At 58.3% G+C, this 24574-nt stretch carries 23 protein-coding genes; 10 read left to right on the forward strand and 13 right to left on the reverse strand.

Going from position 1 to position 24574, the window contains the following annotated elements; translation table 11 throughout:
• Positions 1 to 694: 694 nt before the first annotated feature.
• Entirely contained in the window at positions 695 to 1042 is a 348-nt protein-coding gene (locus F3I21_RS08145; protein WP_150058669.1) for an endonuclease domain-containing protein, read from the reverse strand.
• Positions 1043 to 1193: 151 nt separating this feature from the next.
• Between F3I21_RS08145 and F3I21_RS08150 the strand changes: the two genes are divergently transcribed.
• From F3I21_RS08150 to sanA, 5 genes are all read left to right on the forward strand, one after another.
• Positions 1194 to 1577, forward strand: coding sequence for a CidA/LrgA family protein (locus tag F3I21_RS08150; RefSeq protein WP_021509289.1), 384 nt, complete (start codon positions 1194 to 1196; stop codon positions 1575 to 1577).
• A complete protein-coding gene (locus tag F3I21_RS08155; RefSeq protein ID WP_150058670.1) occupies positions 1570 to 2262 on the forward strand; it encodes a CidB/LrgB family autolysis modulator in 693 nt (230 codons plus the stop codon). The genes F3I21_RS08150 and F3I21_RS08155 overlap by 8 nt, the downstream gene beginning before the upstream one ends.
• A 124-nt stretch (positions 2263 to 2386) precedes the next feature.
• A complete protein-coding gene (cdd, locus tag F3I21_RS08160; RefSeq protein ID WP_150058671.1) occupies positions 2387 to 3283 on the forward strand; it encodes a cytidine deaminase in 897 nt (298 codons plus the stop codon).
• Positions 3284 to 3441: 158 nt separating this feature from the next.
• Positions 3442 to 5139 (forward strand): NAD-dependent malic enzyme, encoded by a 1698-nt coding sequence (locus F3I21_RS08165; protein WP_058757262.1) that lies wholly within the window; start codon positions 3442 to 3444, stop codon positions 5137 to 5139.
• A 139-nt stretch (positions 5140 to 5278) separates the two neighbouring features.
• Positions 5279 to 5998: an outer membrane permeability protein SanA gene (sanA, locus tag F3I21_RS08170; protein ID WP_150058799.1), complete on the forward strand. Its 720-nt coding sequence runs from the start codon at positions 5279 to 5281 to the stop codon at positions 5996 to 5998.
• Positions 5999 to 6062: 64 nt separating this feature from the next.
• On the opposite strand, the gene mglC is transcribed toward sanA, so the two are convergent.
• The 7 genes from mglC to F3I21_RS08205 all read right to left on the reverse strand — a co-directional run bounded on the left by mglC (position 6063) and on the right by F3I21_RS08205 (position 14305).
• Complete coding sequence (gene mglC / locus F3I21_RS08175) at positions 6063 to 7073, reverse strand: galactose/methyl galactoside ABC transporter permease MglC (protein ID WP_021509284.1); 1011 nt, start codon at positions 7071 to 7073, stop codon at positions 6063 to 6065.
• Between the two features lie 18 nt (positions 7074 to 7091).
• Complete coding sequence (mglA, locus tag F3I21_RS08180) at positions 7092 to 8612, reverse strand: galactose/methyl galactoside ABC transporter ATP-binding protein MglA (RefSeq protein ID WP_021509283.1); 1521 nt, start codon at positions 8610 to 8612, stop codon at positions 7092 to 7094.
• A 71-nt stretch (positions 8613 to 8683) separates the two neighbouring features.
• Entirely contained in the window at positions 8684 to 9679 is a 996-nt protein-coding gene (gene mglB / locus F3I21_RS08185; RefSeq protein ID WP_021509282.1) for a galactose/glucose ABC transporter substrate-binding protein MglB, read from the reverse strand.
• Between the two features lie 308 nt (positions 9680 to 9987).
• Positions 9988 to 11028, reverse strand: a complete 1041-nt coding sequence (gene galS / locus F3I21_RS08190) for an HTH-type transcriptional regulator GalS (protein ID WP_150058672.1) — start codon at positions 11026 to 11028, stop codon at positions 9988 to 9990.
• Between the two features lie 141 nt (positions 11029 to 11169).
• Positions 11170 to 12330 (reverse strand): DUF418 domain-containing protein YeiB, encoded by a 1161-nt coding sequence (gene yeiB / locus F3I21_RS08195; RefSeq protein ID WP_058769939.1) that lies wholly within the window; start codon positions 12328 to 12330, stop codon positions 11170 to 11172.
• A 54-nt stretch (positions 12331 to 12384) separates the two neighbouring features.
• Positions 12385 to 13050, reverse strand: a complete 666-nt coding sequence (folE, locus tag F3I21_RS08200) for a GTP cyclohydrolase I FolE (RefSeq protein WP_021509279.1) — start codon at positions 13048 to 13050, stop codon at positions 12385 to 12387.
• A 124-nt stretch (positions 13051 to 13174) separates the two neighbouring features.
• Positions 13175 to 14305: a YbfB/YjiJ family MFS transporter gene (locus F3I21_RS08205; protein WP_021509278.1), complete on the reverse strand. Its 1131-nt coding sequence runs from the start codon at positions 14303 to 14305 to the stop codon at positions 13175 to 13177.
• A 103-nt stretch (positions 14306 to 14408) separates the two neighbouring features.
• Here F3I21_RS08205 and F3I21_RS08210 point away from each other — a divergent pair, with 103 nt between their 5' ends.
• The 3 genes from F3I21_RS08210 to fghA are packed head-to-tail and all read left to right on the forward strand — an operon-like array spanning position 14409 to position 17345.
• Positions 14409 to 15320 carry a LysR family transcriptional regulator gene (locus F3I21_RS08210; protein WP_058757258.1) on the forward strand — a complete coding sequence of 304 codons (912 nt, stop codon included), beginning with the start codon at positions 14409 to 14411 and terminating at the stop codon, positions 15318 to 15320.
• Between the two features lie 45 nt (positions 15321 to 15365).
• On the forward strand, positions 15366 to 16490 hold the full coding sequence (locus F3I21_RS08215) for an S-(hydroxymethyl)glutathione dehydrogenase/class III alcohol dehydrogenase (protein ID WP_021509276.1): 1125 nt from the start codon (positions 15366 to 15368) through the stop codon (positions 16488 to 16490).
• 12 nt (positions 16491 to 16502) lie between these two features.
• A complete protein-coding gene (gene fghA, locus F3I21_RS08220) occupies positions 16503 to 17345 on the forward strand; it encodes an S-formylglutathione hydrolase (RefSeq protein ID WP_021509275.1) in 843 nt (280 codons plus the stop codon).
• 47 nt (positions 17346 to 17392) lie between these two features.
• On the opposite strand, the gene F3I21_RS08225 is transcribed toward fghA, so the two are convergent.
• From F3I21_RS08225 to F3I21_RS08245, 5 genes are all read right to left on the reverse strand, one after another.
• Positions 17393 to 18181, reverse strand: coding sequence for an ABC transporter ATP-binding protein (locus tag F3I21_RS08225; protein WP_021509274.1), 789 nt, complete (start codon positions 18179 to 18181; stop codon positions 17393 to 17395).
• Entirely contained in the window at positions 18181 to 19260 is a 1080-nt protein-coding gene (locus F3I21_RS08230; protein ID WP_058757255.1) for an iron ABC transporter permease, read from the reverse strand. The genes F3I21_RS08225 and F3I21_RS08230 overlap by 1 nt, the downstream gene beginning before the upstream one ends.
• A 378-nt stretch (positions 19261 to 19638) precedes the next feature.
• Entirely contained in the window at positions 19639 to 21105 is a 1467-nt protein-coding gene (locus F3I21_RS08235) for an amino acid permease (RefSeq protein WP_021509272.1), read from the reverse strand.
• Positions 21106 to 21241: 136 nt separating this feature from the next.
• Complete coding sequence (gene yieE / locus F3I21_RS08240; RefSeq protein ID WP_021509271.1) at positions 21242 to 22108, reverse strand: DNA-binding transcriptional regulator YeiE; 867 nt, start codon at positions 22106 to 22108, stop codon at positions 21242 to 21244.
• A 9-nt stretch (positions 22109 to 22117) separates the two neighbouring features.
• A complete protein-coding gene (locus F3I21_RS08245) occupies positions 22118 to 22495 on the reverse strand; it encodes a YkvA family protein (protein ID WP_058757253.1) in 378 nt (125 codons plus the stop codon).
• A 106-nt stretch (positions 22496 to 22601) separates the two neighbouring features.
• Here F3I21_RS08245 and F3I21_RS08250 point away from each other — a divergent pair, with 106 nt between their 5' ends.
• Positions 22602 to 23648, forward strand: a complete 1047-nt coding sequence (locus F3I21_RS08250; RefSeq protein ID WP_150058673.1) for a YeiH family putative sulfate export transporter — start codon at positions 22602 to 22604, stop codon at positions 23646 to 23648.
• Positions 23649 to 23704: 56 nt separating this feature from the next.
• Positions 23705 to 24550, forward strand: a complete 846-nt coding sequence (gene nfo, locus F3I21_RS08255; RefSeq protein ID WP_058775787.1) for a deoxyribonuclease IV — start codon at positions 23705 to 23707, stop codon at positions 24548 to 24550.
• Positions 24551 to 24574 lie beyond the last annotated feature (24 nt).

Raw genomic sequence — 24574 nt, forward strand, 5'->3', positions numbered from 1 at the left:
AGCAAAATCCCGCACAAGACTACCCCCTCTCCCGCCTGCGGGAGAGGGCTGGGGTGAGGGGAAAACCGCACCGCGCTTATCGCGCCAGCATCAGACAGCGATAAATCTCCGCCATCACCACCTCAAACTCATTAAACTCCTGATGATTCCAGAAGCGCAGCTTTGTGCTGACAGTGAATAGCGGTGCCCAGCCGACTATGCCGGTGTAATAACGGTTGGTGCGCGCTGGCCCTCACCCTAACCCTCTCCCGCTTACGGGAGAGGGAACCGTTAAGTGCGGGGTTTGGGTTCAGAGCCATGCCTTTACATAGCAAAACACCGCACAAGACTACCCCCTCTCCCGCCTGCGGGAGAGGGCTGGGGTGAGGGGAAAACCGCACCGCGCTCATCGCGCTAACATCAGACAGCGATAAATCTGCGCCATCACCACCTCAAACTCATTAACCGCCTGATGATTCCAGAAGCGCAGCTTTGTGCTGTCAGTGGATAGCGGTGCCCAGCCGGGTATACCGGTGAAGTAAGGGGTGGTGCGCTCTGGCCCTCACCCTAACCCTCTCCCGCCTGCGGGAGAGGGAACCGCTGAGTGCGGGGTTTGGGTTCAGAGCCAGGCCTGCACATAGCAAAACCCCGCATAAGACTACCCCCTCTCCCGCCTGCGGGAGAGGGCTGGGGTGAGGGGAAAACCGCACCGCGCTCATTGCGCCAACATCAGACAGCGATAAATCTCCGCCATCACCGCCTCAAATTCATTAAATACCTGATGATTCCAGAAGCGAATAACGCGCCAGCCGCAGCGCTGTAAATACGCCGTGCGTCGGGCATCGTAAGCCTGATCTTCAGGTGCATTGTGCTGTCCGCCATCCAGTTCCACGATCAGCGATCGCTCAACACAGGCAAAATCAACGATATACCCTCCAACAGGATGCTGGCGGCGAAACTTCGCGCCACACACATTTCGGTTGCGTAAATAGCGCCATAGTTTTTGCTCCGCTTGCGGCATCGCCTTTCGCAGCGCGCGCTGCGGTTGCACGGTGTGGTTCATCGCTGCTCCTTCGCTCTGCGCACCAGCTTACGCCGCTTTACTCAGCTTCAAAGCAAAGGTGTTGAAATCCTGAATCTGCATTCCAGTGTGATCGCTAGCACGCTAAGCGCTTAATGCGTATGATGAAGCGCCACGAAAACAGGAGCCTGACATGCCCACCGTGCTATCTGCCTGCTGGCGCTATCTGCGCGCCTTTGCCATCGTCTATGCCGCGCTGTATGCCGGCAACGGCCTTGCCGCCCTGCTGCCATTTACCATTCCCGGCAGTATCCTTGGCATGCTGTTGCTGTTTGCCCTGCTGGCGCTGCAGATTATTCCGGTAACGTGGGTGAAACCCGGCTGTCAGCTGTTGATCCGCTACATGGCGCTGCTGTTTGTGCCGATCAGCGTTGGCGTGATGGGCTACACCGATATCCTCAGCGCACAGTTTGGCCCGATTGTCGTCTCCTGCATGGTCAGCACCCTGCTGGTATTACTGATTGTCGGCCTGAGCGCCGAGCGCCTGCAGCGTCCGAAGGAGTCTGGCCATGAGTGACGCCTGGTGGTCACTGCCGCTTACTGTGGTGGCGTATCTGCTGGCACGCCGTCTGGCAGCCAGAATCAACCTCTCCATCGTCAACCCGCTGCTGGTAGCCATGGCGATCATTATTCCACTGCTGCTGCTGACGCACCTGCCCTACGCGCGCTATTTCGCCGGCAGCGCGCTGCTTAATCAGCTGCTGCAGCCCGCCGTGGTGGCGCTGGCGCTGCCGCTGTATGAGCAGATGCACCAGATTCGCGCGCGCTGGAAAACCATCATCAGCGTCTGTTTTATCGGCAGCATTACCGCCATGGTGTCCGGCACGGCGATCGCGCTGTGGATGGGAGCGACGCCGGAAATCGCGGCCACCATCCTGCCGAAGTCGGTGACCACGCCCATCGCCATGGCAGTGTCGGGCTCGCTACACGGTATTCCGGCCATCAGCGCCATTTGCGTGTTGATTGCTGGCGTACTGGGTGCGGTGTTTGGCCACATGCTGCTGAATCTGTTTAAGGTGCGCAGCAAGTCCTCACGCGGGCTGGCGATTGGCAACGCGTCACACGCACTCGGCACCGCGCGCGCCGCGGAGATTGACTATCAGGAAGGCGCCTTCAGCTCACTGGCGCTGGTAATCTGCGGCATCATCACTTCGTTACTGGCGCCCTTCATTTTTCCTTTGCTGATGCGCTGGCTGGGGTAAAACTTGCGAGAGATCTCGCAAAGTTGAAACAAGCCAATCAGCTTGCATTGTCATAGCGACATGGATCACATATAAACCTTGAGGCGGCGCTTCGCCGCTGACGAGTTAATGAGGCCATAACATCATGCATGCACGATTCACTTCCGTTTTCTCTGCCCTGCCCGCTGCGCTGCAGAGCGCGCTTCAGCCGCTGCTGGACGCCGCTGATTTTCACGGCGTGCTGCGACCGCAGGAGGTGACTCAGCTGCAACAGGCAACCGGTCTGGATGATGATGCGCTGGCACTCGCACTGCTGCCGATTGCCGCCTGTTGTGCCGTGGCACCGGTTTCCCACTTTAACGTGGGCGCTATTGCGCGCGGCATCAGTGGCCACTGGTACTTCGGTGCCAACATGGAGTTTTTACAAGCGCCGCTCCAGCAAACGGTCCACGCCGAGCAGAGCGCAGTCACGCATGCCTGGCTGCGGGGCGAAGCAGAGCTGGCAACCATTACCGTCAACTACACGCCGTGCGGACACTGCCGCCAGTTTATGAATGAACTCAATAGCGGTACGGCGATTCGCATCAGCCTGCCGGGCCGCGCGGTCAGCACCCTGGCCGACTATTTACCCGATGCCTTTGGCCCGGCCGATCTCAATATCAGTGAACGGCTGCTGACGCCGGTCGACCACGGTTTCCTGCCGCAGGGCGATGCGCTGCAGCAGGCCGCGATTGATGCCGCCAGCCACAGCCATGCACCGTACAGCCAGAGTTATAGCGGCGTGGCGTTGCAGAGCCGCAGCGGCCAGATTTACCCCGGGCGCTATGCCGAAAATGCCGCCTTCAATCCGAGCCTGCCGCCATTACAGGCCGCGCTGATTCTGATGAATATGCACAACGAAGCGCTGGAGGAGATTCAGCAGGCGGTGCTGGCAGAAAGCGCCGACGCCACGCTGAGCCAGTTTGATGCCACCCGCACCACCCTCGCCGCGCTCGGCTGCAGCAATTTCTCGGTTACTTTAGTTTCGAAACCAACAGTTTAGTGATCCTTTTACCGCTTTTGTGACCTTCTATTAACAAAAGCTGTACATCTGCAGGAATTTTCATAGGATCGGGCGCCAGAACTTCACAATAAACGGGTCTGGCGTTACCTTCTTGCTGGCGACACGTCAGAAAACACTGCAACCGGAGCAAACACTGCATGGAACTCGAGTACGAAAGTAAACGTCCGCTGTATATTCCTTACGCGGGTCCGATCCTGCTGGAATTTCCGCTGTTGAACAAAGGCAGCGCCTTCTCGCTGGAAGAACGTAACGAATTTAACCTCAATGGCCTGCTGCCAGACGCCGTAGAAACCATCGAAGAGCAGGCCGAGCGCGCCTGGCGTCAGTTCCTGGACTTCAAAAACAATAACGACAAGCACGTCTACCTGCGCAACATCCAGGACACCAACGAAACGCTATTCTATCGCCTGCTGGACAACCACCTGGAAGAGATGATGCCGATCATCTACACCCCAACGGTTGGCGCGGCCTGCGAGCACTTTTCAGAAATTTATCGTCGCGCGCGCGGGGTGTTTATCTCCTACAACAACCGCGACCGCATTGAAGACATGCTGCAAAACGCCACCAAGCAGAATGTCAAAGTCATCGTGGTCACCGACGGCGAGCGTATCCTTGGCCTCGGCGATCTGGGCATCGGCGGCATGGGCATTCCTATCGGTAAGCTGTCGCTGTATACCGCGTGTGGTGGCATCAGCCCGGCCTACACCCTGCCGGTGGTGCTGGATGTCGGCACCAATAATCAGCAACTGCTGAACGATCCGCTCTACATGGGCTGGCGCCATCCGCGCATCACCGGCGAAGAGTATGAAGCCTTCGTTGATGAATTCATTCAGGCGGTGAAGCGCCGCTGGCCAAACGTGCTACTGCAGTTTGAAGATTTCGCGCAGAAAAACGCCATGCCGCTGCTGGAGCGTTACCGCGATGAGATCTGCTGCTTCAATGACGATATTCAGGGCACGGCCGCTGTCACGGTGGGCACGCTGATCGCCGCCAGCCGCGCTGCAGGCAGCCGTCTGTGCGAGCAGAAAGTGGTGTTCCTCGGTGCCGGTTCCGCCGGCTGCGGTATTGCCGAGCAGATCGTCGCACAGATGAAATCCGAAGGCCTGAGCGATGATGAAGCGCGCGCGCGCGTGATGATGGTAGACCGTTTCGGCCTGCTCACTGACAAATTGCCTAACCTGCTCGATTTCCAGAGCAAGCTGGTGCAGAAGAGCGACAATCTGAAAGACTGGGACGTGACCAGCGATTCGATTTCACTGCTCGACGTGGTGCGCAATGCCCAGCCGGATATCCTGATCGGCGTTTCCGGCCAGCCGGGACTGTTCACCGAAGAGATCATTCGCGAGATGCACAAGCACTGCAAACGCCCGATCGTGATGCCGCTCTCGAACCCGACCTCACGCGTGGAAGCGACCCCGGCTGATATCATCGCCTGGACCGACGGCGACGCGCTGGTCGCCACCGGCAGCCCGTTTGCACCGGTCACCTGGAAAGGCAAAACCTACCCGATTGCCCAGTGCAACAACTCCTATATCTTCCCGGGTATCGGTCTCGGCGTGATCGCTGCCGGTGCCACCCGCGTAACGGATTCGATGCTGATGACCGCCAGCCGCGCGCTGGCTGACTGCTCACCGCTGGTTAACGACGGTGAAGGTCCGGTGCTGCCAGAGATTAAGGACATCCAGGGTGTCTCCAAAGTGATCGCCATGGAAGTGGGCAAAGCGGCGCAGCTGGCGGGCGTGGCGGTGGTCACCTCCGAGGACGTACTGTCGAAAGCCATCAACAACAACTTCTGGCTGCCGCAGTATCGTCACTACCGCCGTACCTCGATTTAATTGCAGACCGACGCTGCCGCACGCTTCAGGCGCGGCAGCGCTTAAAAAAACGCCAGCCGACCGGCGCGAACTTGCTTAGCCGTGCCGCCTCAAGTAGCCTTGACCCATCTGAATTTTCGTCAACCGAGTGCCCGTGCGCATACTTAAACGCGTTTTCTTTGGTCTGTTTATCATCATCTTACTGGTGATGGCGACCGCGCTCGGCCTCGATCGCTGGATTAGCTGGCGAACCGCGCCGTTTATTTATGAAGATGTCGCTTCGCTGCCGCATCGTCAGGTCGGCGTGGTGCTGGGCACCGCCAAGTATTACCGCACCGGCGTCATCAATCAGTATTACCTGTATCGCATTCAGGGCGCGCTCAACGCTTACAACAGCGGCAAGGTGAATTATCTGCTGCTGAGCGGCGATAATGCGCTGCAGAGCTACAACGAGCCGATGACCATGCGACGTGATTTAATCAAAGCCGGCGTCGATCCCTCAGACATCGTGCTGGATTATGCCGGTTTCCGTACGCTGGATTCGATTGTGCGCACACGCAAAGTCTTCGACACCAACGACTTCATCATCATTACCCAGCGCTTCCACTGCGAACGCGCACTGTATATCGCCCAGCATCTGGGCATTCAGGCGCAGTGCTACGCCGTGCCGTCGCCCAAAAATATGCTGTCGGTACGGTTCCGCGAGGTGGGTGCGCGTCTCGGTGCGCTGGCGGATCTCCATCTGATGAAGCGCGAGCCGCGTTTCCTTGGCCCGCTGGTGCCGATTCCGGCGGTGCATGAAGTGCCTGAAGATGCGCAGAGCTACCCGGCGGTCACACCGGAACAGTTGCTTGAGCTGGAAGAGAAGCTGCGGAAATAGCAGAAGCGAAACAAATAAAAAAGGGCCGCGTTGCCGCAGCCCTGATGGTTGACCTTGTTCTCTGCTATTTCTTACGCGCGTATTTCAGCGAATCAAGCGCCACGGCGAAGATGATGATGCCGCCCTTGATGATGTACTGCCAGTACGGGTTCACGCCGATGTAGGTCAGACCGTAGTTGATGACGGTGAAGATGATCACACCGGTCACCACACCCGCGACGGTACCTACCCCGCCAGCGAACGACACGCCGCCCACCACGCAGGCTGCAATCGCATCCAGCTCATACATAAAGCCGAGGTTGTTGGTGGCGCTGCCGATACGGCCCGCTTCCAGCATCCCGCCGAAGGCATAGAACACGCCGGACAGCGCATACACCAGGATCAGGTTAAGCGGAACGTTAACGCCAGAGACTTTCGCCGCTTCCGGGTTACCGCCGATAGCAAAGATGTTTTTGCCGAAGCGGGTTTTGTTCCACAGGATCCAGACGAACACGATGGCGATAATCGCATAGAAGGTGATGAACGACAGCTTGAAGTCGCCGAAGCGCAGGAAGCCCTGGGCAAACTTCGAGAAGCCAGCGTCAAAACCGGCAATCGGTGAAGCGCCCACGAAGTCGTAGTACAGCGAGTTGATGCCGTAAACGATGATCATGGTGCCCAGCGTAGTGATAAACGGCGTCACCTTCAGGTAAGCGATGATCACGCCGTTAACCAGACCAATCACGCCACCGATGATGCACACGGTCAGAATCACCAGTGGAATCGGCACGGTTTCCAGATGCGGGAACACCTTGTTGGCGTTATCCATCGACTGCAGCAGCGTTGCTGCCACCACCGCCGCCAGACCCACCTGGCGCCCTGCCGACAGGTCGGTGCCCTGGGTCACGATCAGACCGGCTACGCCGAGGGCGATAATAATACGGACCGATGACTGAGTCAGAATGTTACTCAGGTTCATCAGGCTCAAAAAGGTCGGATCCTGGAAAATAATAATCGCCAGCAGTACCAACAGGACAACATAAATGCCGCCCTCTTTTAACCAGGTTAGCGCATTCTTTTTAGTAGTCGCTTTCATGTTAAAGCCCTTGCTTCATTAAAGGTGTAATGACGCTAAACGCAGGATTTCATTCTGCGAGGTCGTTTTAGTATCGACAATGCCCGCTACCTGACCATTACTCATTACCAAAATACGGTCGGTAATGCCCAGCAGCTCTGGCATTTCAGAAGAGATAATAATGATGCCCTTTTCTTTTTTCGCCAGCTCCGAGATCAGCTGATAAATCTCGAATTTAGCGCCGACGTCAATACCGCGCGTCGGTTCATCAAGCATCAGTATTTCCGGCTGCGTCAATAACCAGCGACCAATAATGACTTTTTGCTGGTTACCGCCGGAGAGCGATCCAATTTGGGTATGATGGCCGGGCGTTTTCACCCGCATGGCATCAATGACCCACTGGGTATCGCTTTTCATGCGTTTATTATCCAGCAGACCCATACTGGATTTATATTTCTTGATATTAGAAATGAGCGAGTTAAAGCCAATATCCAGGTAGGCATAAATCCCGGTGGAACGCCGCTCTTCCGTCACCAGCGCAAAACCATGGTTGATGGCTTCGTTGGCGCTGTGGTTATTAATCGCTTTACCGTGCAGTTTAATGGTGCCGCCCGACTTCTCACGGATACCAAATAAGGTTTCCACAATGTCAGTACGCTTGGCACCCACCAGGCCGGCAATCCCCAGAATCTCGCCTTTGTGCAGATCAAACGAGATATCACGGATCGATGGCTGGCGCAGCGAGGTCAGATTGCGCACCTCCAGAATCACTTCACCCGGCACGTTAGTTTTGTCCGGGAAGCGCTGGTTGAGCGAACGGCCGACCATCATGGCGATGATCTTGTCCATGTCCAGCCCTTCCAGCGGCTGAGTGGCAATCCACTGGCCGTCACGCAGAATGGTGATCTCATCGCACAGCTGGAAAATCTCTTCCATTTTATGCGAAATATAAACAATACCGCAGCCGCGATCTTTCAGCTTACGGATAATGGTGAACAGGTGGTTAACTTCTTTTTCGGTCAGCGATGACGTGGGCTCATCCATAATGACGATTTTCGCGTCATAGGAAAACGCCTTGGCGATTTCAATCATCTGCATTTGCGATACCGAAAGCGTCGCGACTTTATCACGCGGATCGATATCAATATCTAATTCATCAAAGATCGCTTTGGTATCACGATACATTTTATCCTGATCGACAAACGGACCTTTGCGCGGATAGCGCCCTAGCCACATGTTGTCCATCACGTTGCGCTGCAGCACCAGGTTTAATTCCTGATGCACCATTGAAACGCCATTTTCCAGCGCCTCTTTGGAGGATTTGTAATCTATTTCCTCACCCTGAAACAGGATGCTCCCCGTATCCTTTTTATAAATCCCAAACAGGCATTTTAATAAAGTGGATTTACCGGCGCCGTTTTCACCCATTAAGGCATGGACGGAGTGCGGCCGCACTTTTAAATTCACATTATCTAAGGCTTTCACCCCTGGAAATGATTTCGAGACATTCGTCATCTCCAGCAGATATTCTCGCTGTGTGGTCGGATTCTCACTGGCCATAATTTACCTGGCTAAAAAAAGCGTTGGTCAGATGCAATAAGGCGCGGCAGAAAAGCCGCGCCCGGGACGAATTACTTCACAAACTGCGACAGGTTTTCTTTATCAACCGGTACGTACGGTACACGTACTACTTTGCCATCCATCTTGAAGTTGGTACCTGCGGTTGGCTCTTTGCCATTGGCCAGGTTGTTAGCAATGTCCAGCGTGGCTTTCGCCTGGTTTTCCGCATCGTTCAGCACGGTACCGGCCATCGCACCGGATTTCACCAGCGCCAGCGCTTCTGGCAGGGCGTCAACACCAAACACCGGAATGCTGGTTTTGTTGTGCGCCTTCAGCGCTTCAACCGCACCCATCGCCATCGCATCGTTGTTCGCGATGATTACTTCAATTTTGTTGGCGTTCGGGCCAGACAGCCAGGCGTCGACTTTGTCTTTCGCCTGCGCGGTATCCCACATTGCGGTATCCATCGCCAGCTGCTGGGTTTTGATGCCGTCTTTATTCAGGGTTTCGATAACGTATTTGGTACGCGCTTCGGCATCCGGATGGCCCGGTTCACCTTTCAGCAGTACGAACTGAATCTGACCGTCTTTGTTCAGATCCCAGGCTGGCGTGGCTTTCCAGTGTTTCTCGATCAGCTCACCCTGCTTGATGCCGGACTCTTTGGAGTCGGTACCGACATAGTAAGCTTTGTCGTAGCTGGCCAGCACTTTCGCGTTAGGCTCTTTGTTGAAGAACACCACCGGCACGTCGTTCGAGCGCGCTTTGTCGATCACCACTGCCGCAGCAGCCGGATCCACCAGGTTGATAGCCAGCGCTTTCACGCCTTTCGCCATCAGCACGTCAATCTGGTCGTTCTGTTTGGATTGGTCGTTCTGTGAGTCGTTCATCAGCAGCTGAATGCCGCCAACGGCTTTCGCCTCTTTTTCGATGTCTTTGCGCACCATCGACATGAAGTTGTCGTCATATTTATAAATTGTCACGCCAATGCGGGTATCGGCGGCGTGCGCAGTTGCACCAAACATCATGCTGGCAACCAGTGCTGTGAGCGTGAAAACCTTCTTATTCATGGTATCTCCGGTTTTTTTATGCAGGGTATTTCATCGCGCCGTATTGCCTGCGGGCAGACAGCGCAGTCGGTTGAAACGCTATTTTTTATGGGGCAGGCGCTGCTACCAAGCCGGACCACCATCGCTATCCTGACTTCCCTGTAGGTAAACGCTTCCTGAAGTGTGTTGTGAACCATTTCAATCGGCTACTGAAACCAGACCGGGGAAGGAAAGCCCGGCGTTACATAATGTTTCAGTCCGGTAAGACGCTGCCATCATAGTGAGCGCCATGTTAATTAACTGTGAATACAATCACAGATTGGAAACGGTTACACGGCGCTATCGCCTGAATTAGTGACCGACTCCACAATTTGCCGCTGCGCCACCGAATGGCGCCGCACCAGCGTAGGCATGAAGCAGTGCGCGGCGTGCGGATCGAGCGTGCCTGCTGCGCCCTGCAGGGCCAGCTCAGTCGCCAGTTTCGCCATAGAAACAATGGGATAGCGCACCGTGGTCAGTTGCGGGTCGGTGTAACGGGAAATGGGGATGTCATCGAAGCCGATGACAGAGAAATGCTGCGGCACCTGAATACCGTTATCTTTCAGCGCAGTGAGCGCACCGGCCGCCATGCCATCGTTATAGGAGAACACCGCAGTGAGGTGCAGATTGCGCCCCAGCAATTCCACCATCGCGGCTTCACCGCCCTGCATGTCCGGTTCGGCATGCGCAATCCAGCCCTCCGGCGGGCGGATGCCCTGCTCCGCCAGTGCCTGCAGCCAGCCGTCGCGGCGCTGCGCCACGTCCTCAATCGGATGGCTCGAACTGAGGTAACCAATGCGCTGATGGCCCTGCTGTAACAGCATGCGCGTCGCTACCTGCGCACCAGTGACATTGTCGAGGCAGACGCAGCGGTGCTCGTATCCCGGAATAGTACGATTAATCAGTACCATACCGGGAACCTGATCCATAAACCGCGCCAGCTCCGCGTCTGTAAGCGTTTTCGCGTGCACCACCAGCGCGTTGCAGCGCTGGCGAATCAGCACTTCAATGGCATGGCGTTCTTTCTCTTCCTGATGCCACGAATTGCTGATGAGCACATGCTTGTGCATGCGCTGCGCCACGGTATCCACCGCTTTAACCAGCGCACCAAAGAAGGGATCGGAAACGTCCATGACTACCACGCCGATGGTATCGCTCACCTGGGTAGCCAGCGCCTGCGCGTTGGCATTCGGCCGGTAGCCGAGCAATTCAACCGCCTGCAGCACGGCTTCGCGGGTATCAGAGGTGACTGCACTGCTGTTATTGAGCACCCGCGACACGGTGGCAACGGAAACCCCGGCCTGACGGGCGACATCACGAATCGTTATCATGCAGTTGTTCCACAGAGGAGAAAATGCGCGACTGGCGCGTAACGGCGCTATTCTGTCAGGGCATCGGAAACAGCTGCGTGAATTACGTCACACGGATGAAAACGGTTACATACAATTATGCAACCTTTGTGATGAACATCATTATCTGCCAGCGGATGCGTTGTCTGCTTTTCCGGCGGCGAGCTGCGTCAGCCGGCGCCAGATCCACTCCATCGGTCCCTGCGGGAAGACGCGCAGCCACAGCACGGAGAACAGAATATTGACCAGCCAGATGGCCGGTACAAAAGCCAGTAGCTGCAGGCGGTCAAATTTGAGGAACAGATCGAAGCGGTAGAACAGCGTGGTGCAGATTAGCGTCTGCAGCAGATAATTGCTCAGCGCCATGCGCCCGACGCACTGAATGGCGTAACTGAACCGCGTGGCGGCGATGGCCGGCCAGTAACCGAGACAGAGCGCAGCGTAGCCAAGGCTGATAAACGGACTGGCGAGATCGCGTGGCACCTGCAGGAAAAAGCCGCTCCAGCGAAATTCCCACTGTAGCAGCCACTGTGCCAGCACGCCGGGTATGGCAATCAGCCAGCCGATGGTCAGTAACAGCGCCGCCGCGCGTCGGTAGTGTTGCAGACTAAACTGGCCGCTCAGCCAGCCGCTGCGCATCAGCGCGGCACCGATCAGCATCAGCCCGGCCAGCTGCCAGCCATACTGCGAAGCCAGCGCCATCAGGCCGGATGACAGGTGTTCGAGGCGATTCTGCACCGCTTCCCAGCCGCCGACCAGTTTCCAGTAGCTCTCATACTCCAGATCTGCCGCGCCCGGCAGCCACGAACGCGTCGGCTGCGGACTGGAGATGACGCCAAACACCAGCAGCACGGCACAGCCCACCAGATAGAGCAGCACGCCGGTATGTAATAGCGCCCGCTCCGACGGCACGTCACGCAGCATGCGCCAGACAATCAACCCAATCAGCCCATAATCCAGCAGGATGTCGCCTTCCCACAGGAACACCGCGTGGATGAACCCGATGAAGACCAGCAGCGTTAAGCGTGAGGAGATCCAGCGGCTGCCGCGCGGCACCTGCAGGGCCAGTCCGGCACCAAACAGCAGCGCAAACAGCGTCAGGAATTTTAGCTGCGCCAGACCATCCATGATTGCCCAGGTCCAGGCATCAGAAACGGAGGCTTCACCCTGCCAGGCCGGATTGAGATAGGCCGCCGAGGGCAGACCAAAGCCGACGATATTCAGCAGCAATATGCCGAGAATGGCGCAACCACGAATGAAATCCAGCGCGAGATAGCGTTGCATCGAGTGCCCTGACGGTGAGAGGAACACGGGCGACAACGACGCCGCCCGCGCTGCTTAGCTGTGGCGTACCGCGCGCAGAAACTCCTGACGCGTGTTCTGGCTCGATTTGAACAATCCGCCGAGTGAAGTGGTGGTGGTCGCGCTGGTCGCATCTTTGACGCCGCGCGCTTTCACGCAGTAGTGCACCGCATCGATCGACACCGCCACGTTATTGGTGCCCAGCAGGGTTTGCAGCGCCACCAGCACCTGCTGGGTTAAACGCTCCTGCACCTGCGGACGCTGGGCGAAGAACTGTACGATACGGTTAATCTTCGACAGACCAATCACCTTGTCTTTAGGGATATAGGCCACGGTGGCTTTGCCGTCGATGATCACGAAGTGGTGTTCACAGGTGCTGGTCAGGGTGATATCACGCACGGTGACCATTTCATCCACCTTCATCTTGTTTTCGATGACGGTGATTTTCGGGAAGTTGGCGTAATCCAGACCTGAAAAGATTTCGTCGACGTACATCTTCGCTATGCGGTGCGGCGTCTCCATCAGGCTGTCGTCTTCCAGGTCCAGATTCAGCAGCTGCATAATCTGGGTCATGTGGCCGGCGATCTCACGCTTGCGTGACGCGTCGTCCATGTCGCGCACCGGGGCGCGTAATGGCGTTTCCAGGCCACGCGCCAGCAGTGCTTCGTGAACCAGGGCGGCTTCCTGACTTAAGGTGCTCATCGTACTCTTCTCCGGCAGGTGATGCGCCCGCAGGTCTGCGCCTGCGGGGGAAATTCTGAGCGCGTATTGTGAAACACAACGCGCGCTTAATCCAGCAATCAATCCGATTGGAAATGAAAGCGTTTCAGGTGGGCGATCGCCGCATCACCAGCGCCCCCGCCAGCAGCAAACCGCCTCCGGCCACCCACAGCGCCGGATCGAGCCGGTGCCACAGCAGGCTGGAAATCCAGGACAGCAGCGGTCCACCGAGCTGTCCGATGGCATAACCGGTCGTGAGCAGGCCGGCGAGATAGCGCGCGTGGTGCGGCGCCAGCTCCCGGCTGTACTGCAGCGACAGCTGCACCACGCAGAGAAAGCCGCCGCCAATCAGCAGCGCCGCCAGCAGCAGACCGTTGATGCCCGGCAGTACGATGGCCGCGATTACGCCCAGCGCCTGCGCCCACAGCACCAGCGCCAGCCGCCGATGGCTGCTGCCCCAGTGGCGCGTCACGATCCCCAGCACGATGCCGATCACCGCCGCCCCGCCAAACACCGGCCAGACAAACTGCGCAAAAGCGCTATCAGGAAAACGCGCCGCCGCCATTTGCGACAGGAAGGTGGCGGGCAGAATATAGCCAAAGCCGGCGAGGCTGTAGCTGAGGATCAGGCGCTTCAGGTCACGCGTCAGCAGCAGCGGCTCGGCGGCCTGTTGCGGGCGATGCAGCTGTCCGCTGCGCGGCAGGAAGCGCGCAATCGCGGCAATCAGCAGCAGCGCCAGCACACCGTACGCCGCCCAGGCAAACGCCGCACTCACGCCGCTGGCGTGCAGCAGTACCGCCAGCATGCCGCTGATGAAGATGCCGGTGCCGGGACCGGCAAACACCGCTGCCGACAGGCCCGGCCGGCCGTGATGCAGCAGTTGCTCATTGCTCCATGCTGCCACCAGCACCATTGCCCAGCCGCTGGCGACGCCGATCAGGAAACGCACCACCGCATGCAGCCACGGCCCGCTGATACAGGCGGACAGCAACGTCAGCGCGACGGCACCCCAGACGCCCAGCTGCAGCCGCCACTCCACGCGCCGCTGCGCGCGCATCGCGTCAAACGATCCGGCCAGATAACCGAGATAGTTCAGCGCCGCGACCAGGCTGGCGCTGGCGAGCGTGAGCTGACCGTCGTGAATCATCAGTGGCACCTGCGGGGTAAACGCAAATCGCCCAATCCCCATTGCAACCACTAAACTTAAAAACGCGCTAAGCGCAACTCGCCACGCCATTCTGACTCCGGATCGATTGGATTATCACTTGTCAGCAGCATGCATGACGTTTAGACTCACGAAAAGTGAATAATATTAACCAAGTTGTTTACGAGAAGAGAATATGGATTTAGTACAGCTCCGCATGTTCTGTTCCGTGGCCGAAACCGGCTCACTGGCGCGCGCCGCCGAAATGCTGCATCGCGTGCCGTCTAATCTCACCACGCGACTGCGACAGCTGGAAGAAGAAATCGGCGTCGATCTGTTTATTCGTGAGAAGCAGCGCATTCGTTTGTCGCCGATGGGCCACAATTTCCTCAATTATGCGCAGCGTATTCTGGCGTTGAGCGACGAGGCGCTGAACATGGCGCGCGCCGGTGAACCCGGTGGTAACTTTGCCTTCGGTTCGATGGAGAGCACCGCCGCCACCCGCCTGCCGGGATTGCTGGCCGCTTATCATCAGCGCTTCCCCAACGTCGCGCTGTCGCTGGTGACCGGCACCTCAGGCGATATCATCGATAAAGTGCGCGCCGGCACGCTGGCGGCGGCGCTGGTGGATGGTCCGGCCAGTCATGACGATCTGAATGGCTGCATCGCCTTTCGTGAAGAGATGGTGCTGATCACCAGCCTCGAACACGCGCCGATTCACAGCGCCCGCGATACGCAGGGCGATACGCTGTTTGCCTTTGGCAACAGCTGCTCGTACCGCACCCGGCTGGAGTCCTGGTATCGCGACAGCCAGAGCGCACCGCACAGCGTTATGGAGATTCAGTCTTATCACGCCATGGTCGCCTGCGTAGCCGGCGGCGGCGGCGTGGCAATGATTCCCGCCTCGGTGCTGGCGCAGATGCCGGCCCGCGCGCGCGTGCAGCAGCACAGCCTGCCGCCGACCTGGCGCGACACGGCCACCTGGCTGATGTGGCGCCGCGACGCCTTTACGCCCAACGTTGAGGCGCTGAAGTATCTGATTATTGAAATGTTTGATGACCGCCCGCTCAACGATGAACTGCTGCATCCGCTGCAGGCCGCTGAGTAAGCGTTATTTTTTATCCAATCACGACATCACAGGAAGAGGGATTGCATGAACATGATTAAAACCCGCGCGGCCGTGGCCTGGGCTGCTGGCGAACCGCTGAAGATTGAAGAAGTGGATCTGATGCCGCCACAGAAAGGGGAAGTGCTGGTGCGCATCGTTGCCACCGGTGTGTGCCATACCGATGCTTACACCCTGTCAGGTAAAGATCCGGAAGGCGTATTCCCGGCGATCCTCGGTCACGAAGGTGGCGGCGTGGTTGAAGCGGTGGGCGAAGGCGTTACCAGCGTGGCGGTCGGCGATCACGTGATCCCGCTGTACACGCCAGAGTGCGGCAAGTGTAAATTCTGTCTCTCCGGCAAAACCAACCTGTGTCAGGCAATCCGCACCACGCAGGGCAAAGGGCTGATGCCCGACGGCACCACCCGCTTCTTCAAAGACGGCAAGCCAATCTTTCATTACATGGGCACCTCGACCTTCTCTGAATACACCGTCGTACCGGAAATCTCCCTGGCGAAAATCAGCAAAGAAGCGCCGCTGGAAGAAGTGTGCCTGCTTGGCTGTGGCGTGACCACCGGCATGGGCGCGGTGATGAATACCGCCAAAGTGAAAGAAGGCGACACCGTGGCGATTTTCGGCCTCGGCGGTATTGGCCTGTCGGCGATCATTGGGGCGAAAATGGCGAAGGCCGGTCGCATCATCGGTATTGATATCAACACCAGCAAGTTTGACCTGGCGCGCAAACTGGGCGCAACCGACCTGGTTAATCCGAAAGATTTTGCTAAGCCAATTCAGGAGGTTATCGTCGAGATGACCGACGGCGGCGTGGACTTCTCGTTTGAGTGTATCGGTAACGTCAACGTGATGCGTTCCGCGCTGGAGTGCTGCCATAAAGGCTGGGGCGAATCAGTGATTATCGGCGTTGCCGGTGCCGGCGAAGAGATTTCTACCCGGCCGTTCCAGCTGGTCACCGGACGCGTATGGCGCGGGTCGGCGTTTGGCGGCGTGAAAGGACGCACCCAGCTGCCGGGCATCGTGCAGGATTACCTCGACGGTAAGTTTGCGCTGAATGATTTCATCACCCACACCATGCCGCTGGAAGAGATCAACGAGGCATTTGAGCTGATGCATGAAGGCAAATCGATCCGTTCCGTGGTGCATTTTAATAAATAAGCAGGAGGCGACATGGCATCCACTCTGGAGCTGCTGGAAGAACACCGTATTTTTGGCGGCTGGCAGCAGCGCTGGCGTCATCAGTCCGCCGTGCTCAACTGCCCGATGACGTTCAGCATTTTTCTGCCACCGCCGCGCGACGACGCGCCACCGCCGGTGGTGTGGTTTCTCGCCGGGCTGACCTGCAACGATGAGAACTTCACCACCAAAGCCGGTGCGCAGCGCGTGGCGGCCGAACTCGGTCTGGTGCTGATTATGCCGGACACCAGCCCGCGCGGCGATGCAGTGGCCAATGACAGCGGGTACGATCTGGGCCAGGGTGCCGGGTTTTATCTCAATGCCACGCAGCAACCGTGGGCGGCACATTATCGCATGTTCGATTATCTCAGCGAGGAGCTGCCGGCACTTGTGGCGGATAACTTCAAGCTGAGCGATCGCCAGTCGGTAATGGGACATTCGATGGGCGGCCACGGCGCGCTGGTGCTGGCGCTGCGCCTCGGCGGGCGCTTTGCGTCGGCGTCCGCGTTTGCGCCAATCGTCAACCCGACCGAAGTGCCGTGGGGACAGAAAGCCTTTGCCGCCTATCTGGGCGACGATCGCCAGACGTGGCGCGAGTGGGATAGCTGCCTGCTGATGCAGAACGCTGAGCATCGCCTGCCGGTGCTGATCGATCAGGGCGATAGCGATCAGTTCCTCGCCGATCAGCTTCGCCCGGAGCGGCTGGAAGCAGTGGCGCGCGAGCAGAACTTCCCGCTGGAGCTGCGTATCCAGCCGGGGTATGACCACAGCTACTTCTTTATCGCCAGCTTTGTGGAAGACCATCTGCGGTTCCACGCGCAGCATTTACTGGCGTAGTGCACTTCTCTGCCCCTCTGATGCTGAGGGGCAGAACGTGTCTGGCGTCAGGCCAGCGATTCCGCCACCAGCCCATCAATCATTACCTGCGGCATGCCCTGTGAGCAGTGCTCAATGCGGCCGCGCACGCCATACACCTGCGCCAGCGTCTCCGGCGTAATCACCTGCGACGGCACACCGTCGGCCAGCAGTTGCCCCTGCTTCAGCATCAGCGCGTGATCGGCATGACGCAGCGCGATGTTGATATCATGCACCACCACCACCGTTACCATGTTTCGCAGCCGGGTTTCGCGCCGCACCAAATCCATCACGTGGAACTGATAATTTAAATCCAGCGCGCTGAGCGGTTCATCCAGCAGCAGCAGTTCCGGACGGCGAATCAGCGACTGCGCCAGCCCGACCAGCTGCTTCTGGCCACCGGACAGCTGATCAAGATAACGCATCGCCAGATGGGCAATGCCCAGCTGCTCCAGCAGGTGCATGATTTCCGCTTCACTGGCGGCGCTGTGTAATCCGCCGGAGGCACGCTGCGCCACGATGATCGACTCCAGCACGTGCAGATGCACACCGGCTGGCAGCGTCTGCGGCAGATAGACCACGCGCTGCGCGCGCCGGGCAAACGGCTGGCTCATCAGCTCTTCGCCATTGAGCCACAGCTCGCCCTGCCCTTTGCTCAGACCGGCCAGCGCACGCAGCAGGGTCGATTTGCCGCAGCCGTTGGGCCCCAGCAGCACGGTGATTTTGCCGCGTGGCAGCTGCGTGACATTGAGATCGTCGATGACGTTCCGCTTCGGGTAACCGGCGTAAAAGTGGCTGACGCGTAAGCCCTGCTCCATCACACTGTCCCCCGATGCCGCAGAATAATGCTGAGAAAGAACGGCACACCCACCAGCGAGGTGACGATGCCGACCGGAATGATGACGCCGGGAATGAGGTTTTTCGAGGCCACCGACGCCAGCGACAGCACCAGCGCGCCGGTCAGCGCACTGGCCGGCAGATAGTAGCGGTGATCTTCACCAAACATCATGCGCGCAATGTGCGGCGCGACCAGGCCGATAAAGCCGATCGGGCCGACGAATGCCACCGCCAGCGCTGAGAGAATGCTGATGCGCAACAGCGTCGCCAGCCGCAGACGCCGCACATCAATGCCGAAGCTCACCGCGCGATCTTCACCAAGGCGCAGCGCCGTGAGTTTCCAGCTGCTGAGCATCGAGAACGGCAGCAGGATGGCAAAGGCGGCGCTCAGCACGCCCAGTTTTTCCCATGAAGCACGCGCCAGACTGCCCATGGTCCAGAACACCAGGCCCTGCAGCGTATCTTCGCTGGCGATGAACTGCATCATCGAAACCAGGGCGTTAAAGGTGAACACCAGCGCGATGCCAAACAGCACCACGCCGGAAGTTGAGACTTTGGTCCAGCGCGTGATGCCATCCAGCATCAGCGCGGCAAACAAGGCGAAGACAAAGGCATTGGCGGAGATCAGCCACTGGTCCGGCACGCCGGGAATACCGATGCCGAGAATGATTGCCAGCGCGGCACCAAACGCCGCTGCCGACGAGACGCCGAGCGTAAACGGGCTGGCCAGCGGGTTATTAAGGATGGTCTGCATTTCAGCACCGGCGAGGCCGAGTGAGAAGCCGACCACCACTGCCATCAGCGCATACGGCAGACGGATGTCCCAGACGATCACGCGCGTGCCGGCGTCCACCGCTGCGGGATGGAGCAGCGTTTGCCACAGCGTGTCGAGAGTCAGGCCGGCCGGGCCAAGGGTGAAATCGAGGATAACTGAAGCGAGGATCGCCAGCACCAGCACACCAATCAGCAGCAGTCGCTGACGCAGAACCTGACGATAACGGGTCAGGGTATCGGCTTCGGTGCCATGTTCCGCCACCAGCGCGGAGTCCGTACTACGCATTGTTCTACCTGTTTCCTGTCGCCTTATAACGGCTGCCACAATAGAGCAGGTGATAATAATTATCAATGCTGTCTCTGTAACAAAGCCCGAATGGTTTGCGCCAGGTTTGCATAGCGTAATAGATCGCAAAAAAACGCGGCCGTGGCCGCGTTGTCAGGCAATGCTGCCTGTTTGCCAGCGCAATAAATTGCGCCGCTACAGAGGGTTGCACCGATTTGTAGCGGCGCGATTCATCGCGCAAAATCGCGTCAAGGCCGCGTTGTCAGGCATTACTGCCTGTTTGCCAGCGCAATAAATTGTGCCGCTACAGAGGGTTGCACCGATTTGTAGCGGCGCGATTCATCGCGCAAGACCGCGTCCAGGCCGCGTTGTCAGGCATTACTGCTTAAAGGAAGGGAATTCCATCTCGCTGTATTTTACGAAGCGGGTGCCGCGCGTCAGCTTATATCCCAGCCAGATCACCAGGAACAGCGGAATGCCGATATAGGTTGCGGCTACGCCGTACCAGTCGATGCGATCGGCGAGGAATGCCTGATAATTCTGCCCCAGCGTAATGATCAGACACAGCGCGAACGCAAACATCGGACCCAGCGGGAAGAAGCCGGAGCGGTAAGGCAGATCGGCCAGATTCAGCCCCTGCGCCACATAGCCGCGGCGGAAGCGATAATGGCTGATAGCAATGCCGAGCCAGGCGATAAAGCCGGTCATCCCTGACGTATTCAGCAGCCACAGGTACACTTCCTGATTGCCAAATTTCGAGGTCAGGAAGCACAGCGCTGCCACCACCGTGGTTGCCAGCAGGGCATTGCGCGGTACGCCGCCTTTCGACAGTTTCGCAAAAATGCGCGGTGCCTTGCCTTCCTGCGCCAGGTTAAACAGCATGCGCGTTGAGGCGTACATGCCGGAGTTACCCGCCGACAGCACCGCCGTCAGGATCACCGCGTTCATCACCGCCGCCGCGGACAGCAGACCGGCATTCTGGAACACCAGCGTGAACGGGCTGACGCTGATATCGGTGACATCGTTATGCAGCAGCTGCGGATCGGTATACGGCAGAATCAGGCTGATGATCAGGATCGCGAACACATAGAACAGCAGAATACGCCAGAACACCTGGCGCACCGCGCGCGGGATATTCTTCGCCGGGTCTTCTGATTCACCGGCGGCAATCCCGATCAGTTCGGTGCCCTGGAAGGAGAAACCGACAATCATCGCCACGCCAATCATCGCCGCAAACCCGCCGGCAAACGGCGCATCTCCCACCGTCCAGTTGTGCCAGCCAGCATTTTCCGCGCCGCGCAGGATGCCGGTAATCATCAGCACACCGACCACAATAAAGATGATGACGGTGGCGACTTTGATCAGCGAGAACCAGTATTCCGCCTCGCCGAAGCCTTTGACCGAAATGTAGTTGAGCAGGAACATCAGACCGAGGAACAGCGCGCTCCAGATCCAGCCTGGCGTGTCCGGGAACCAGTAGTTCATCACCAGCTGTGAGGCGACGAGGTCAACGGCGATGGTTACCGCCCAGTTGTACCAGTAGTTCCAGCCCAGCGCGAAGCCAAAGCCCTCTTCGACATATTTGGCGCCGTAGGTGGCAAAGGAACCGGAGACCGGCATAAACGCCGCCAGTTCGCCGAGGCTGGTCATCAGGAAGTAGACCATCAGGCCGATCAGCGCGTAGGAGAGTAACGCACCGCCAGGACCCGCCTGAGAGATAGTGGCACCCGAGGCGACAAACAGGCCGGTGCCGATAGAACCGCCAATGGCGATCATGGTGAGATGGCGCGCTTTTAATTCACGGCGCAGCCCAGGTTGTTGTGTTGTTTTTGAGTCATTATGCATGTGTAAACGCTATGCTGGATAAAAATAAGGCGCGATTGTAGCAGCAAAGCCTGCACTGTATAGCATTCGCCTCGGGTTATTAGTTACCTTCATAATCGGACGGGAATTATTAGCCACAGCACAGGACAGACCGCAGCTATTCCCGGCAATAGGCGAGGAAGCGGCTCAGCGCTTTCGACAGATGTTTCTGCCGGTGATGGATGCGATACAGGGTGCGCGTCAGGCGCGGCAGGGGCACCGGCACTTCCGTCAGCGTGCCCGCCTCCAGCAGATCGGTAATCACCCGGCGCGATAAGCAGCTGATGCCCATGCCGTGGCGCACCGCGTGTTTAATTGCCTCCGAATTGCCTAACTCCATCCCCAGCTGAAACTGCGGCAGGTGCGACAGCAGCAGGTAATCGACAATCTCACGCGTACCGGAACCGCGCTCGCGCAGGATCCACGGCGCAGCGGCCAGCGTCTCCAGCGTCACCGGCTGCCGTAACAGCGGCGCATCCGGCGCGGCGAACACCACCAGTTCATCTTCCAGCCACGGTTCGCTGATGATATCCGGCTCATGGCACGGCCCTTCAATCAGGCCGATATCGACGCGAAAATCGGCCACCGCATTGATGGCGTCCTGGCTGTTGCCGACGCTCAGCTCCAGCGGCAGCGTGGGAAAATCACGGCGATACGCGGCGATCATCCCCGGCAGCAGATAGTTGCCGATGGTGCTGCTGGCAAACAGGCGAATCGCTCCGTTGTCCTCTTTAAACAGCTGTTCGATCTCAATCGCCTGCTCCAGCAGCCCGACCGCACGCGGATAGAGCAGCCGGCCGTGCTCGTTGAGCACCAGCCGTTTACCGACGCGGTCAAACAGCTGCACGCCGAGCTGACTTTCCAGATCGGCCAGGGCCGCGCTGACCGCCGACTGCGACAGCGCCAGCACCTGCGAGGCCTGAGTGGTGGAGCCGCTTTTCAGCACCTCGGTAAACACTTCAATCTGACGCAGCGTAATGTGCATGCGTGCTCCTTACATGGCGTACCGCTTCACCAGATAGATCACCACCGCCAGCCAGATCAGCAGCATCAGAATCAGGCCGCTCCAGCTGACGATCTTTTTGCCGCGCGCCCGTTGCACCTCGGCGCGTTCGGCGCTGCTGATGCGCACGTCGCGCGGCAGCAGACGCAGCAGGATCATCACGCCAAGCGGGATGATAATCGCGTCATCCAGCAGGCCAATAATCGGGATGAAGTCCGGAATCAGATCGATGGGGCTGAGCGCATAAGCGACGATGCCAAACGCCAGCAGCTTAAACCACCACGGCGTACGCGGATCGCGACAGGCAAACCACAGCGTCAGCACGTCCCGTTTGATGAGCTTCGCCCAGCGGCGCAAGCGCATGAACATTGTTGCCCTTCCTTATCACTTATTCCGGTTGATTATAAATATATTATCAATTTCACTTTTAAGCCAGCCAGGCGCACGCTAAAGCCTCACTGAGGAGAAGCGTATTATGGCTGAACTAAGCGTCAACAAAACCCCTTTTCATGTTCATCGCTGGCTGCCGGGACTGCTGCTGACCGCCGCCATCGCCGCAGGTGCCGCGTGGCTGGCCAGTCAGCCGTGGCTGGCGGGCGCGGGATTCGGCGCGCTGACGCTGGCCATCATTATCGGCATCGTGCTGGGTAATAGCCTGTATCCCCGCGTTGCGACCCCGTGCGACAGTGGGGTGCTGCTGGCCAAACAGCGACTGCTGCGACTCGGCATCATTCTTTACGGCTTCCGCATCACCGTACAGCAGATCGCCGATGTCGGCGTCAGCGGCGTGCTGATTGATGTGCTGGTGCTGAGCTCAACCTTTCTGATCACCTGCCTGATCGGCATTCGTGTTCTGAAAATGGATCGCGAAACCGTGTGGCTGATTGGTGCCGGCAGCAGCATTTGCGGTGCGGCAGCGGTGCTGGCAAGTGAACCGGTGATCAAAGCCGCACCGTCGAAAGTGGCGGTCGCGGTGGCCACCGTGGTGCTGTTTGGCACCGTCGGCATTGTGCTGTACCCGTTTCTCTGGACGCTGCTGCCGCAGGTCAGCGCGCAGCACTTTGGCGTATTTACCGGCTCGACGCTGCACGAAGTGGCGCAGGTGGTGGCGGCTGGCCATGCAATGGGCGCGGAAACGGAGAACACGGCGGTGATCGCCAAGATGCTGCGGGTGATGATGCTGGCACCGTTTCTGCTGATCCTCGGCAGCTGGCTGCAGCGCCAGCGCAGCCACCAGCGTCAGGCACAGCAGCCGATCCGCTTTCCGTGGTTTGCCCTGCTGTTTATTGTGGTGGCGCTGTTTAACTCGCTGCATCTGCTGCCACCGCCGATGGTAGCGGGACTGAATCAGCTGGCGAATCTGCTGCTGGCGATGGCGATGGCGGCGCTGGGCTTAACCACCCGTTTTGGCGCGCTGAAGCAGGCGGGCGTCAAACCGCTGCTGCTTGGTCTGCTAATGTTTATCTGGCTGATTCTCGGCGGCGGCGCACTGAATGTGCTGGTGCAACATTTCATGGCGTAAGCGCATCCGCTATCATGGGCGTTTTGCATCAGCAATCGCCCATTCAGGAGAGCGGCATGAAATATATCGGCGCACACGTAAGCGCATCCGGCGGCGTAGACCAGGCAGTGATCCGTGCCCATGAAATCGAAGCCACAGCCTTTGCGCTGTTCACTAAAAATCAGCGCCAGTGGAAAGCCGCGCCGCTCTCTGCGCAGGTGATCGACGCCTTTAAAACCGCCTGCGATCAATACAACTTTAGTGCCGCGCAAATCCTGCCGCACGACAGCTATCTGATTAACCTCGGCCACCCGGTGATGGACGCGCTGGAGAAATCGCGCGAGGCGTTTATCGATGAGATGCAGCGCGCCGAACAGCTTGGCCTGACGCTGCTCAACTTCCATCCCGGCAGCCACCTGCAGCAGATTGATGAAGATGCCTGCCTGAAGCGCATCGCCGAGTCGATCAACATTGCGCTGGATAAAACCCACAACGTGGTAGCGGTGATTGAGAATACAGCCGGTCAGGGCAGCAACCTCGGTTTCCGCTTTGAACACCTCGCGGCGATTATTGACCACGTCGAGGATAAGTCGCGCGTCGGCGTATGCATTGACACCTGCCACGCCTTCGCTGGCGGATATGATTTACGCAGCGAAGCCGCCTGTGAAGCTACCTTTGCCGAGTTTGAGCGCGTGGTGGGCTTTCAGTATCTGCGCGGTATGCACCTGAACGATGCCAAAAGCACGCTCGGCAGCCGCGTGGATCGCCATCACAGCCTCGGCGAGGGCAACATTGGCAAGACCGCGTTTAGCTGGCTGATGAAGGATGCGCGTTTTGACGGTATCCCGATGATTCTCGAAACCATCAATCCGGATATCTGGAAGGATGAAATTGCCTGGCTGAAGGCCGAGCAGCAGGCGTAACGGGTTTCACCGGGGCCTGTCGCC

The organism is Pantoea sp. B_9, assembly GCF_008632015.1.
Taxonomy (GTDB): domain Bacteria; phylum Pseudomonadota; class Gammaproteobacteria; order Enterobacterales; family Enterobacteriaceae; genus Pantoea; species Pantoea dispersa.